General features: G+C 69.7%; 11 protein-coding genes and 2 tRNA genes. 2 read left to right on the forward strand and 11 right to left on the reverse strand.

All coding sequences use genetic code 11. From position 1 onward, the window contains the following. Positions 1-325: 325 nt before the first annotated feature. Together ACETWP_RS02630 and ACETWP_RS02635 are read right to left on the reverse strand one after the other, a co-directional pair. Complete coding sequence (locus ACETWP_RS02630) at positions 326-1195, reverse strand: rhomboid family intramembrane serine protease (RefSeq protein ID WP_373970643.1); 870 nt, start codon at positions 1193-1195, stop codon at positions 326-328. A 235-nt stretch (positions 1196-1430) separates the two neighbouring features. Then, positions 1431-1976 (reverse strand): peptidylprolyl isomerase, encoded by a 546-nt coding sequence (locus ACETWP_RS02635; RefSeq protein WP_373970644.1) that lies wholly within the window; start codon positions 1974-1976, stop codon positions 1431-1433. A 159-nt stretch (positions 1977-2135) separates the two neighbouring features. Between ACETWP_RS02635 and ACETWP_RS02640 the strand changes: the two genes are divergently transcribed. Both ACETWP_RS02640 and ACETWP_RS02645 read left to right on the forward strand, forming a co-directional pair. Further along, entirely contained in the window at positions 2136-3062 is a 927-nt protein-coding gene (locus ACETWP_RS02640; RefSeq protein ID WP_373970645.1) for a hypothetical protein, read from the forward strand. A 79-nt stretch (positions 3063-3141) separates the two neighbouring features. Continuing rightward, a complete protein-coding gene (locus tag ACETWP_RS02645) occupies positions 3142-3981 on the forward strand; it encodes a glycosyltransferase family 2 protein (RefSeq protein WP_373970646.1) in 840 nt (279 codons plus the stop codon). Positions 3982-4007: 26 nt separating this feature from the next. On the opposite strand, the gene ACETWP_RS02650 is transcribed toward ACETWP_RS02645, so the two are convergent. The 9 genes from ACETWP_RS02650 to recF form a co-directional block, all read right to left on the reverse strand. After that, on the reverse strand, positions 4008-4901 hold the full coding sequence (locus ACETWP_RS02650; protein WP_373970647.1) for a DMT family transporter: 894 nt from the start codon (positions 4899-4901) through the stop codon (positions 4008-4010). Between the two features lie 189 nt (positions 4902-5090). Next, positions 5091-5163 (reverse strand) — tRNA-Ala (locus ACETWP_RS02655). A gap of 10 nt (positions 5164-5173) precedes the next feature. Continuing rightward, positions 5174-5290 carry a DLW-39 family protein gene (locus ACETWP_RS02660; protein WP_373970648.1) on the reverse strand — a complete coding sequence of 39 codons (117 nt, stop codon included), beginning with the start codon at positions 5288-5290 and terminating at the stop codon, positions 5174-5176. 37 nt (positions 5291-5327) lie between these two features. Beyond that, positions 5328-5401 (reverse strand) — tRNA-Ile (locus tag ACETWP_RS02665). A 111-nt stretch (positions 5402-5512) separates the two neighbouring features. Beyond that, entirely contained in the window at positions 5513-6121 is a 609-nt protein-coding gene (locus tag ACETWP_RS02670) for a DUF3566 domain-containing protein (protein WP_373970649.1), read from the reverse strand. Next, positions 6118-8793, reverse strand: a complete 2676-nt coding sequence (gene gyrA / locus ACETWP_RS02675) for a DNA gyrase subunit A (protein ID WP_373970650.1) — start codon at positions 8791-8793, stop codon at positions 6118-6120. The genes ACETWP_RS02670 and gyrA overlap by 4 nt, the downstream gene beginning before the upstream one ends. A gap of 54 nt (positions 8794-8847) precedes the next feature. Beyond that, a complete protein-coding gene (gyrB, locus tag ACETWP_RS02680) occupies positions 8848-10887 on the reverse strand; it encodes a DNA topoisomerase (ATP-hydrolyzing) subunit B (RefSeq protein WP_373971010.1) in 2040 nt (679 codons plus the stop codon). Positions 10888-11269: 382 nt separating this feature from the next. Then, positions 11270-11833 carry a DciA family protein gene (locus ACETWP_RS02685; protein WP_373970651.1) on the reverse strand — a complete coding sequence of 188 codons (564 nt, stop codon included), beginning with the start codon at positions 11831-11833 and terminating at the stop codon, positions 11270-11272. Further along, the gene (gene recF, locus ACETWP_RS02690; protein WP_373970652.1) at positions 11830-13062 is read right to left on the reverse strand and encodes a DNA replication/repair protein RecF; all 1233 of its coding nucleotides are present in this window, start codon (positions 13060-13062) and stop codon (positions 11830-11832) included. Before recF ends, ACETWP_RS02685 begins: the two co-directional genes overlap by 4 nt. Positions 13063-13064: the final 2 nt, after the last annotated feature.

Consider the following 13064-nt stretch of genomic DNA (forward strand, 5'->3'; position numbering starts at 1 on the left):
CGGTTCCACCGGGCGGGGTGGCCTAGCCGAAGAGCCGGCGACCAGGAGACGTCGCAGGGCGCTGCGCGAAGAACCGAAGCGGGTGGAAGCCGGGCGTCGGCGCGAGCCGCGTGCCGGAGGGCGGGTGGAGGCCGAGCGTCGGCGCGAGCCGCGTGCCGGAGGGCGGGTGGAGGCCGAGCGTCGGCGCGAGCCGCGTGCCGGAGGGCGGGTGGAGGCCGAGCGTCGGCGCGGGCCGCGTGCCGGAGGCCAGGCGCCAGCGAGGGCGCCCGACCGCAATATTCGCCGCCGGGCGCCGGCGGATAGCCGCGGGGCGGGCGGATAGCCGCTAGACGGCGTCGAAGAGCTTGCCCGGCACCAGCTGCCAACCCCACCAGGTGAGGAACAGCAGCACCGCCACGATCAGGGCGACGCCCGACCACTGGACGACGGCGCGGCGCGGCCCCCGCGGGGCGTAGGCGAAGACCGCGGATACCGCGGCCCCCGTGACGAGCCCGCCGAGGTGGGCCTGCCACGAGATGTTGACCCCGGGCAGAAAACCGAGGACCAGGTTGATGCCGATCAGGATCAGGATGGGCATGTAGTTGCCCCCGCGGGCCTTCATCACCACGAGCAGTGCGCCGAAGAGGCCGAACACGGCGCCGGAGGCGCCCACCACTCCGACCCGGGGATCCTCCAGAAGGAGGACCGCGACGGAACCCCCGAAGCCGGAGACGAGGTAGAGGACCAGGAAGCGGAGACGCCCCAGCATCGGTTCCAGCGTCTGGCCGATGGCGTAGAGCGCGTACATGTTGAAGGCGATGTGCATGAGGAAGCCGGTCGAGTGCAGGAACGTCGCCGTGAGCATCCGCCAGGGCTCGCTGCCGGTGTAGACGCCCGCGTAGAGCAGTTCCCGCTCCAGGGACGGGATGGCGAACTGGCCGAGGAACACCACCACGCAGGCGGCCATCAGCGAGAACGTGACCACCGTCTTGCCCTCGCGGACGGTGCCGCCGAAGGCCGTGCGGGGAGACCTGACCGCGGCGTTCGATTCCGCGACGCATTCGACGCACTGCATGCCCACGGCCGCGGACCGCTGGCATTCCGGGCAGGCCGGGCGACCGCACCGCTGGCACCTGACGTAGGACGGCCGGTCGGGATGCCGCGGGCACACGGGCGCCTGCATCTCGGGCTGGTGTGCGGGAAGACCGAAGGCCATGGAGGCTTCTCCTGGTGGGAAGTGGTGGGTCGATCCGGGCCGTCGGTGCGGGCGGGACCTTCCGGACCCGATTCGGCGGGTCCGGCGCCCGTGGAACCCCGGCCGCGCCCGCGGAGCGTCGGGAGGCTCCGCGGGCGCGGGGAGAGTCCGCGGGATGCCGTCCGGATTCTCATGGACCGGACGGGTCCCCGTGCACCGGACCGGGTGCGGCCGCAGCGCAAGCGGCCGCCGGGTCCTAGACGGCGGCGACGTCGATGTTGCTGATGACGACGTCCTCGAGCGGCTTGTCACGGCCGTCGGTGGCCACGGCGTTGAGCTTGTCGACGACGGCGCGGGAGGCCTCGTCGTTCACCTCGCCGAAGATGGTGTGCTTGCCCTGGAGCCACGTGGTGGGCGCGGCGGTGATGAAGAACTGCGAGCCGTTCGTGCCCCGGCCCATCTGGATCCCCGCGTTCGCCATGGCGAACTTGTAGGGCTGGGTGAAGTCGAGATCCGGATTGATCTCGTCGTCGAACCGGTAGCCGGGTCCGCCGACGCCCTGCCCCAGCGGGTCCCCGCCCTGGATCATGAAGTCGGAGATGATGCGGTGGAAGATCGTGCCGTCGTACAGGGGGACGTTGGTCTGCTCTTCGCCCGATTCGGGGTGGACCCACTTCTGTTCGCCCGTGGCGAGGCCGATGAAGTTCTTGACGGTCTTAGGGGCGTGGTTGCCGAAGAGATCGACCACGATGTCACCGTGGTTGGTGTGGATGGTGGCCTTGTGCGTAGGGATAGCAGTCATGGGGCCATTCTTCCACGGGGGCCGCGGCGCACTGGAGCGCTCCGGTACGCGGACAGTGAACACCGGGCGGCGCGGCAACGTATGCCGCGCCGGGAATGGCCGCTCCGTTACGCAACGGTTAGGCTAAACCCGAATACTCCAACAATTCGGGAGGAACGTGTGAAGAAGACAGAACGCATTGCCCGTGATCTGAGCGGCTCGGTCGCCACCGGCGTGGAGGGCGCGCGCGATTGGGCGGTTCCCCGTGTCGAAGCGGCCGTCCATTGGGCGGTGCCGCGCCTCGAAAAGGGCATCGAAACGGCATCCCCGAAGATCCAGGACGGCCTGCACCGAGCAGCCTCCGAACTGGCCGACGGGGTCGCCAAGGTGACGCCGAAGATCCAGGACAGCCTCGATCGCGTCGCCCCCAGGATCTCCCAGGTCGTCGACGACGTTTCCCCGCGCCTTCAGCACACGCTCGACCGTGCGACGCCGGCGCTGCACCACGCGCGCGACGTGGTCGTCTTCGACTACATCCCGGCCGCCAGCGCCCGCTTGGGCGATGCCGCGGACTACACCGCGCGCCGCCTGGACTCGGCCCGGATCCCGCAGCCGGTGCACGAGGCCGTCGCCGCGTTCACGGGTGACAAGAAGGCGCTGAAGCGCTACCAGAAGGCGACCGCCGAGGCCACGAAGCACGCGGCCAAGCAGCTGAAGCGCCAGCAGGCCAGCAAGGGCCGCAAGCGCGGCTTCCTGATCTTCGGGATCATCGCCGCGGCGGTGACCGCCGGCGTGGCGGCGTGGAAGGCCTCCAAGCCCGTCGAGGACCCGTGGAAGTCTCCGGCCCCGGCCGAGACCGCCCCGGTTCCGGCCGCGGCGTCCACCGAGACGAAGGCGACCATCGAAGAGGTGCGCGAGCACCTCGCGGCACCCGACTTGCCGGCCGCGGTCCCCGCCGCCGAGGGTGTCGACGCCGACCTCGTGGCCGGAGACCCCTCCGCCGCGGGCGACGCCACCGAGGGGGCCGATGCCCCGAAGCCGGGACCCAAGACGGCCAGCCGCCGCCGCGCGGCGACGTCGACCGATGCGGATTCCACGGAGAGCTAAGGCCCTCCGCCGCCAGGAGGGGAGGACCGCGACAGCGGTCCTCCCCTCCCGCGCGTCGTGCCGCTGATAGATTGGCCAGGTGAATAACGTGAAACCGACGGTCTCGATCGTTGTTCCTGCGTACAACGAGGAGAGCGTCATCCGGCAGTGCCTGGTGGCCGCGATCTACCAGACCGTTCCGGCCCACGAGATCATCGTGGTCGACAACATGTCGCGCGACACCACGGCCGCCATCGTCGGCCAGATGCAGGCGGAGTACCCCGAGGCGCCGATCATCCTGGTGAGTCAGGACCGCGAGCAGGGACTCATCCCGACCCGCAACTTCGGTCTCGGCAAGGCCACGGGGGATGTCCTCGGGCGCATCGACGCCGACTCGATCCTGGAACCCGACTGGGTGGAGCAGGTCTCCGACACCTTCGCGGACCCCGAGGTCATGGGCGCCACGGGACCTGTCGTCTACTACGACATGCCCATGAGGCGCTGGGGGCTCAAGGCCGACGACAGGATGCGTCAGCTGGTCCTGAAGGTCGCCTACAAGCAGTACCACTTCCTCTTCGGCTCCAACATGGCGCTGCGCCGGACCGCGTGGGAGACCATCGCCGGGGAGGTCTGCCGGGACGAGGCCGACGAGCTCCACGAGGACATCGACATCTCGGTGCACCTGGCGGACCACGACCTCCTGATCCGTTACGTCCCCGGCATGGTCTCCGGCATGTCCGCCCGCCGCCTCGAGGACTCTCCGAAGGACTACCGGTACTACGTCACGCGGTTCGACAGGACCTACAAGGCCCACCAGATCAACAAGCCGGTGCTGAAGATCCCCATGCTGATCTTCATGTCCATCTACTATCCGGCGAAGATGCTGCGCTACCTCCACACGGCGCGCAGTTCCCAGCCGGTGCGCCGCGGCGGGGTCTGAGCGCCGCGCTAGTTGTACTCAGCCAGCTAGTCGGCGCCCAGCTCCGCGGTCCTCCGCAGGGCTGCGGCGCGCCCCTGGCCGCGGACCACGGCCGCGAGGCCGAGCATGATCAGCGCCAGCCCCGCGTAGGTTCCGGCCGGCAGTTGCTCGTCGAGGAAGACGGCGGCCAGCATGGCCGCGCCGGGGATCTCCAGGAGGATGATCGTGGAGACCGTCAGCGGGCCCAGCGAGGACAGCAGGTGGTTGAAGATGCTGTGCCCCATGAGCTGGGCGCAGACCGTCAGCGCCAGGATCCCGATCCATCCCTCGAGGGGGAAGCCCCACAACGGCTCCCGGAAGACGACGCAGAGCGCCAGAAGCACTGCGGCGGTCATCCCGTAGCAGAGCGTCGTGTAGGAGCCCGTGGCCATGGTCTCCCGGGCCTTGCTTCCGGCCAGTGTGTAGGCGCCCGCGAGGGCTCCGCCCGCGATGGCGAGCAGATCCCCGCGGAGCGCCTCCTCGGAGCCCCCCAGGTCGAAGCCCGTGATGAGCACGACACCCAGGAACGCCAGGACCATGCCGAGCGTCGCCAGTGCGGGCAGGCGGATCCCCAGGAGACGCTGGAACAGCGCGATCCACGCCGACTGCAGGCACACCAGGGCCGTCGCCGCCGCCACGGACGTCATGCGGATGGACGTGGTGAAGCAGACGAAGTGCAGGGCGAGCGCCACCGCAGCCACGGCACTCCACCCCCACTCGCGGCGCCCCGCCTCCCGGAGCGTCCGGGGGTTTCGCACCAGGACCGGGCCGGCCATGGCGACGGCGCCGATGGCGTTGCGCCAGAACGCCATGGCCATCGGGGGGACGCTGGGGGTCGCCGCGATGATGGGCCCGGACGCCGCGACGCCCAGCACCCCGAGGGTCGCCAGAAGGAAGATCACTGCACCACTCTAGGTGCGCCCGGCGCCGCGCCGTGTCGCCCCGCCGTCGTGCGGGGCGGTGGCCCCGCCGGCACGACGTCGGGCGGCCGGGACCGGTGTCCACGGGCGATGGCGTCGTGGGGGCGAGCGGACCCGCCGATGAAACACGACAGGTCCCGGGCCGATGGCCCGGGACCTGTCGTTCCGCGGTGGAGGCAAGGGGACTCGAACCCCTAACCCCCTGCTTGCAAAGCAGGTGCGCTACCAATTGCGCCATGCCCCCGTGGGAAGCCCTAGTCGATGGTGTCCGTCGACTTGCTCCACACGGATTTCTCCGCTTCGGTCACCTTCCACTTCCGGTACGTGAGGACTCCGACAGCGGCTGCCGCCATGATCAGCAGCTTCCGCATGGGATCTCCTCGTCGATGACCGGAGGGAGGGATTCCGTGGGCGTACCAGGACTTGAACCTGGGACCTCTTCGTTATCAGCGAAGCGCTCTAACCGCCTGAGCTATACGCCCTCGATGTCCCTTCAGGACGAGATATGACTTTACCCGAAGATTTGGCGCTTAAACAAATCGGTTCCCCCCGGCGGGCGGGGCCGCGGCGGGGGGAACCGACCCTCAACGCCCCTAGTCGTCCGTCAGGGTGACGCCGATGCCCCCGACGAGCGTCGAGGAGATGTTGTACAGCACGGCGGAGAGCATGGACAACGCGGTCAGCAGGACCACGTTCACGACGGCGATGATCGTCGCGAACGAGGCGATCTGGCCCAGGGAGGCCAGCTCCTTGAGGTCGAAGGCGCTTTCCGTTCCGGCCACCTCGCGGAGCAGGTCGTTGACCCGGTCGAAGATTCCGGTCAGGTCCAGCACGGTCCACAGCACCACCGAGGCCACCACGGTCACGATGCCCAGCGCCACGGACAGCAGGAACGCCATCTTCAGGACAGACCACGGATCGACCTTGCTGATCAGCAACCGGGCCTTGCGGACCTTGGCCTTCGGCGCGGGCCGCACCAGCTGCTGCGGGCGCTGGCCGGAGCCCGCGGGACGCTGCTGCCCCGCGCCGGCGGGACGCTGCTGCCCCGCGCCGGCGGGACGTTGCCCGGAGGCCGGCGGCCGCTGGCCCGCGGCCGCGGGACGCTGGGCGGACGACGGCGCCTGGCGCGGAGCGGCCGGGCGCTGGCCCGCGGACGCGCCCGGGCGTGGCGTGCCCGGGCGGGGGCTGTTGGGGGTGCTCACGCATTACCTCCGTCGTTCTCGGCAGCGGTGGGTTCCTCGGGGGACCCGGCGGGGGCGCTCGCGGGCCCACCGGACTCCGGGACGGCGCCCTCGGACGGCTCGCCGTCCGCCGCGGCCTGGTTCTGGTCTGGATCCAACGGTACTGCATCGTCTTCGGCGTCGACTCCGAGCCCGCGCTCGGTGTTCTTCGCGATGGCGATGATGCGGTCCTTCTTGTCCGGCTTCGCGAAGATGACACCCATGGTGTCGCGTCCCTTGGCGGGGACCTGTTCGACGCGGGAGCGCACGACCTTGCCGCCGCCCATCACGACGAGCACCTCGTCCTCCTCTTGGACGATCAGTGCGCCGATCAGGTCGCCGCGGTCCTCCGCGAGCTTGGCCACCTTGATGCCGATGCCGCCGCGGGACTGGATGCGGTACTCGTCGACCGACGTCCGCTTGGCGTAGCCGCCCTCGGTGACCACGAACACGAACGAGTCGTCGGTGACCACGTCTGCGGCCAGGAGTTCGTCGTCGCCACGGAACTTCATGCCCGTCACGCCGGAGGTGTTGCGCCCCATCGGGCGCAGCGCCTCGTCCGTGGCGGTGAACCGCACCGACTGCCCCTTGCGCGAGACAAGCATCAGGTCGTCCGTCTCCGAGACCAGCTGCGCGGAGACCAGCTCATCGCCGTCGCGCAGGTTGATCGCGATCACGCCGGCGGACCGGTTGGTGTCGTAGTCAGCCAGCCGGGTCTTCTTGACCAGGCCGTTGCGGGTGGCCAGCACCAGGTACGGGGCCTGCTGGTAGTCCCGCAGGTCCAGGACCTGCGCGATGTGCTCGTCCGGCTGGAACGCCAGCAGGTTGGCGACGTGCTGGCCCTTGGCGTCGCGCCCCGCCTCGACCAGCTCGTAGCACTTGGCCCGGTAGACGCGCCCGTGGTTGGTGAAGAAGAGCAGCCAGTTGTGCGTGGTGGTCACGAAGAAGTGCTCGACGACGTCGTCGCCGCGCAGCTGCGCGCCCTTGATGCCCTTGCCGCCGCGGTTCTGCGATCGGTAGTTGTCGCTGCGCGTGCGCTTGACGTAGCCGCCTCGGGTGATGGTGACGACCATCTCCTCCTCGGGGATGAGGTCCTCGACCGACATGTCGCCGTCGTATCCCATGAGGATGTTGGTCCGCCGGTCGTCGCCGTGCTTGTCGACGATCTCCTGGAGCTCGCGGGAGATGATCGAGCGCTGCCGGACGGGATCGGCCAGGATCGCCTTGAAGTCGGTGATCATCACCTCGAGCTCCGCGTGCCGGTCCTGGATCTTCTGGCGCTCCAGCGCCGCCAGCCGGCGCAGCTGCATGTCGAGGATGGCGCGTGCCTGATCCTCGTCGATGTCGAGCAGGTCCATCAGCCCGAGGCGGGCCGCCTCCGTGGTGCTCGACGCGCGGATCAGCGCGATGACCTCGTCGAGCGCGTCGAGGGCCTTGAGCAGTCCGCGGAGGATGTGGGCCTCGGCCTCGGCCTTGCGCAGGCGGAACTGGGTCCGGCGCACGATGACGTCGATCTGGTGCGCCACCCAGTGGCGGATGAATGCGTCCAGCGAGAGCGTGCGCGGCACGCCGTCGACGATCGCCAGCATGTTCGCCGAGAAGTTGTCCTGCAGCTGGGTGTGCTTGTACAGGTTGTTCAGGACGACCTTGGCGACGGCGTCGCGCTTGAGCACGATCACGAGGCGCTGCCCGGTGCGGCCCGAGGTCTCGTCGCGGAGGTCCGCGATGCCCTGCACCTTGCCGTCCTTGACCAGTTCGGCGATCTTGATCGACAGGTTGTCCGGATTCGCCTGGTAGGGGAGCTCGGTGACCACCAGGCACGTGCGGCCCTGCAGCTCCTCCACGTTGACGACGGCGCGCATGGTGATGGAGCCGCGCCCGGTTCGGTACGCGTCCTCGATCCCCTTGTGGCCGAGGACCAGGGCCCCGGTCGGGAAGTCCGGGCCCTTGATGCGCTTCAGGAGCTCCTCGAGGAGCTCCTCCTTGGTCGCCTCGTGGTTCTGCAGGTACCACTGCACGCCGTCGGCGACCTCGCGGAGGTTGTGCGGCGGGATGTTGGTGGCCATGCCCACGGCGATGCCGGAGGAGCCGTTGACCAGCAGGTTCGGGAAGCGCGCCGGCAGGATCGTCGGTTCCTGGTTCTTGCCGTCGTAGTTGTCCTGGAAGTCGACGGTCTCCTCGTCGATGTCCCGGACCATCTCCATCGCCAGCGGCGCCATCTTGGTCTCGGTGTACCGGGGGGCCGCGGCGCCGTCGTTGCCGGGCGAGCCGAAGTTGCCCTGTCCGAGCGCGAGCGGGTAGCGCATGGTCCAGTCCTGGATCAGGCGCACCAAGGCGTCGTAGATGGCGGTGTCGCCGTGCGGGTGGTACTGCCCCATGACCTCGCCGACGACGCGCGCACACTTGTTGTACGAACGCTCGGGGCGGTAGCCGCCGTCGAACATCGCGTAGAGCACGCGGCGGTGGACGGGCTTCAGCCCGTCCCGGACGTCGGGCAGCGCACGGCCGACGATGACCGCCATGGCGTAGTCGAGGTAGGACCGCTGCATCTCGGTCTGCAGGTCGATCTGGTCGACCCTGTCGACCGTCGCGGCCGGCAGGATCTGTCCCTCGATCTCCGGGGAGTCGGGGTTTTCGGGAGTCTCGTCGCTCATCGAATTCTTTCTGTGGTCAAGGGCCTGGGAACGCGGGGAACGGGGCGGTCCGGACTAGATGTCCAGGAAGCGCACGTCCTTGGCGTTCTGCTGGATGAAGTTGCGCCGCGATTCGACGTCCTCGCCCATCAGCACGGAGAAGATCTGGTCGGCCGCGGCGGCGTCGTCCATGGTGATCTGGCGCAGCGTGCGGTGGTCCGGATCCATGGTGGTGTCCCACAGCTCCGTATAGTCCATCTCGCCCAGGCCCTTGTAGCGCTGGATGCCGTTTTCCTTGGGCAGGCGCTTGTTCGCCGCGGCCCCGGCCTTGAGCGCGTCGTCCCGCTCCCGGTCGGTGTAGACGTAGTCGTGTGGGGCGTTGGACCACTTGATGCGGTACAGCGGCGGCTGTGCGAGATAGACGTAGCCGTTCTCGATCAGCGGCCGCATGTAGCGGAAGAGCAGCGTCAGCAGCAGCGTGGTGATGTGCTGGCCGTCGACGTCGGCATCGGCCATCAGGACGATCTTGTGGTAGCGGAGTTTGGTCGCGTCGAACTCCTCGCCGATGCCCGTGCCGAACGCGGTGATCATCGACTGGACCTCCGTGTTGCCCAGCGCCTTGTCCAGGCGCGCGCGCTCGACGTTGAGGATCTTCCCGCGCAGCGGCAGGATCGCCTGCGTGCGGGGGTCGCGGCCGCGCTTGGCCGAGCCGCCGGCCGAGTCGCCCTCCACGATGTAGACCTCGCACTCGACGGGGTTCTTCGAGGAGCAGTCGGAGAGCTTGCCCGGCATGCCGAAGGACTCCAGGGGGCTCTTGCGGCGGGCGTTGTCGCGGGCCTTCCGCGCGGCCAGGCGGGCCTGCGCCGCGAAGAGCGACTTGCGGATGATGTCCCGCGCGGTGTTCGGATTGCGCTCGAGCCAGTCGCCCAGCTCCTCGTTGACCACGCCCTGGACGTAGCCCTTGGCGATCGAGTTGCCGAGCTTCGTCTTGGTCTGGCCCTCGAATTGCGGTTCCCCCAGTTTGACGGAGATGACGGCCGTGAGGCCCTCGCGGATGTCGTCGCCCGTGAGGTTCTCGTCCTTCTCCTTCAGGAGGCTCTTCTCCCGCGCGTAGCGGTTGATGAGCGAGGTCATCGCCGCGCGGAAACCCTCCTCGTGGGTGCCGCCCTCGTGGGTGTTGATGGTGTTCGCGTAGGTGTGCACGGACTCGGAGTAGGCCGTGGTCCACTGCATCGCGATCTCGACCGAGATCCGCTTGTCCTTGTCCTCGCTCTCGAAGGCGATGACGTCGTCGTGGACCAGGTCGACCTTCTTGGAGGCGTTGAGGTGCTTGACGTAGTCCAGCAGGCCATCCTTGTAGCAGTAGTCGACGACGCGGTGCTTCGGCTCGTCGGCCTCCTCGGCCCGCTCCTCGTCCGTGTCCTCGGCGATCTCGTCGGCCGAGTCGTCGACCGTGCGCTCGTCCGTCATGGTGATGCGCAGACCCTTGTTCAGGAACGCCATCTGCTGCAGGCGGGCGCGCAACGTCTCGAAGTCGTACTCGACGGTGTCGAAGATCGCCGGGTCCGCATAGAACGTCTGCAGCGTCCCGGTGGCGTCGGTGTCCTCTCCCCGGACGAGCTCGCCCTGCGGCTTGCCGCCGTCGGCGAACGTCATCCGCCACACGCTCCCCTGCCGGCGGACCTCGGTGTCGACGCGGCGGGACAAGGCGTTGACCACGGAGATGCCGACGCCGTGGAGTCCGCCGGACACCGCGTAGCCGCCGCCGCCGAACTTGCCGCCGGCATGCAGGATGGTCATGACGACCTCGACGGTGGGCTTGCCCTCCGTCGGGTGGATGTCGACCGGGATTCCGCGCCCGTTGTCCTCCACGCGAACGCCGCCGTCGGCCTGGAGGGTGATCTGGATGTGGTCGCAATGGCCGGCCAGCGCCTCGTCGACGGAGTTGTCGACGACCTCGTACACCAGGTGGTGCAGGCCGCGGGGGCCCGTCGAGCCGATGTACATTCCGGGGCGCTTGCGGACAGCCTCGAGACCCTCGAGGACCGTGATGTCGCTGGCGCCGTATTCGTGCGTCACCCGCGTGCTGGAGGGGGCGTCCGGTTCCGCCGGCACGGCCTGCGCCGCATCGCCCGCGGTCCCCCCGGTGCCGGGATCGGCCGGTTCCTCGGAGGGGTTTTCCTGGGGTGCGGTGTTCTCAGTATCCACAGGCGCAGCAGACTCCTTGTGCACTCGGTGCATTCGCGGCGGGCGGCCGCCGCGCGGGCGGCCACTCATGAACCGGCGTCTCACCGTCAGGGAGAGACGCCATGGCCACAATTCTACCGCTTCCGCCCCGCAGAAGCGCGCTGATCCCGCGCCAATAGCCCGTCATTGGCGAAAAAAGCGGCGTAGGACGGCCTCGGCGGGCACCCGCCAAGGGTCTATGTGCCCGCCCGCCTCGCGGAGCGCCTGCAGGCGCTCCGGCGGCGGGCGACCCGGTTCCTCCGCGGACCGGCTATCCGTAGGTGTCGCGGGGCCCGCGCCCGGCCACCCGGCGCATCCCCTTGCGCCAACTCGGCGCCGAGGGCCCGAGGACGCGGATCATGGTCACGACGCCGGGGCCCAGCTTCTCGTCGAACGTCTTCAGCAGGCTGTGGCTGAGCAGGCGCAGCTGCGTCGCCCACGCCGTCGAGTCGCAGCGGACGATCACGGTGGTGTCCTCGAAGCTCTCGGGCGTGCAGTGCGCGGAGATCTGCGGTCCGACCAGCTCGGGCCACCGGGCGATGACCGATCCGACCGCGACGGGCGAGGTCCAGCCGCGGTCGCGCACCATGCGGGAGAACACGTTCCCGATCCCCTGCGGATCGCGGCCGTCCTCATACTGGATCGCCGCCGGGGACTTCCACCGCTTCGCGCGGGCCTCCGCCTGCCGTTCGCCCGCCTTCTGCGCCGCGGCGGCGTTGATGCGGATCTCTCCGCGCGCCTGGGCCGCCTCCCTCATCCGGTTCAACATGGCGCGGGCCGCGTCGAACTCCTCGGGGCGAGGCGCCGGGCCCCCCGTGGCCTTGTCCTTGCTCACGGGGCCCCCGTGTCCGGTCCGGCCGTGTCCGATCCGACCGTGGCCGGTCCGACGCTGCCCGGCCGGACCGTGAGCACGCGTCCCCCGAGCTCCGCGGGAACGTCCTCCGGCACGGCCGCGGTCACGATGACCTGCTCGGCATCCGCGACGACGGCCGCCAGCCGGGTCCGCCGTCCCGTGTCGAGCTCGGCGAAGACGTCGTCGAGGATGAGGATGGGACGCGCGCCCTCGCGCGGGTCGTCCTCGCACAGCGCGCGGTAGGACGCCAGGCGAAGCGACAGCGCCATCGACCAGGTCTCCCCGTGGGAGGCGTAGCCCTTCGCGGGCGCGGATCCGAGGCTCAGGAGCAGCTCGTCGCGGTGCGGTCCGACGAGGGTGAGCCCGCGCTCCAGCTCCCTCTTCCGGTGTGCCGCGAGGGTCGCCAGGAAACGATCCTCGAGTTCTGCCGGCGCGGCCGCGGCCAGCCACTCCTGCTCGGCGACGGCCCCCGCCGTCGGAGCGGAGGCGCCGTCGTCGTCGAGGTCCTCAAGGATCGTGGACCGGTAGACCGCGGTCGCGGCCTTCGATCCGTCGGTGAGTCCGGCGTAGGCGTCCTGCAAGTGGGGCGCGAGCAGGGCCAGCGTGTCCAGGCGCCCGCGCAGGAGCCGCGCCCCGGCCTGCGCCAGGTGTTGGTCCCAAACCTCGAGTGTCGACTCGTGGCCCGAAGTGAAGCGTCCAGCGGCCCGCGCCGACTTCAACAGGGCGTTTCGTTGGCGCAACACCCTCTCGTAGTCTCCGCGCGTCGCCGCGTGGTGCGGCTGCAGGGACACCAGCAGGTCGTCGAGGAACCGGCGGCGGTTCGCGGGGTCCCCCTTGACGAGCGCCAGGTCCTCCGGCGCGAAGAGCACGGTTCGCACGATGCCCAGCGCGTCGCGGGCGCGCACGGGGTTGGCCCGGTTGATCCGCGCCCGGTTGGCCTTTCCCGCAGTGATCTCCAGCTCCACGGAACTCGCTTGGCCGGCCCGGTGGACCCGCGCGCGCACCAGCGCCCGCTCGGCCCCGAAGCGTATGAGGGCGGCATCCGTGGAGACACGGTGGGAGGACAGCGTGGAGAGGTAGCCGAGGGCCTCCGCGATGTTGGTCTTGCCCACGCCGTTGGGCCCCACCAGGACCGTGGTTCCCGGCGAGAGTTCGATGTCCACCTGCGCGTAGCTGCGGAAATCGGTGAGCGAGACGTGCGAGGCGTACATCG

It is taken from the genome of Arthrobacter halodurans, assembly GCF_041877255.1.
Lineage (GTDB): Bacteria > Actinomycetota > Actinomycetes > Actinomycetales > Micrococcaceae > Arthrobacter_N > Arthrobacter_N halodurans.

Coding starts and splice junctions, on each gene's coding strand:
- recF (WP_373970652.1), bottom strand. CDS start 13,062: ATGTACGCCTCGCACGTCTCGCTCACCGATTTCCGCAGCTACGCGCAG.
- ACETWP_RS02635 (WP_373970644.1), bottom strand. CDS start 1,976: ATGACTGCTATCCCTACGCACAAGGCCACCATCCACACCAACCACGGT.
- ACETWP_RS02630 (WP_373970643.1), bottom strand. CDS start 1,195: ATGGCCTTCGGTCTTCCCGCACACCAGCCCGAGATGCAGGCGCCCGTG.
- ACETWP_RS02660 (WP_373970648.1), bottom strand. CDS start 5,290: ATGCGGAAGCTGCTGATCATGGCGGCAGCCGCTGTCGGAGTCCTCACG.
- gyrA (WP_373970650.1), bottom strand. CDS start 8,793: ATGAGCGACGAGACTCCCGAAAACCCCGACTCCCCGGAGATCGAGGGA.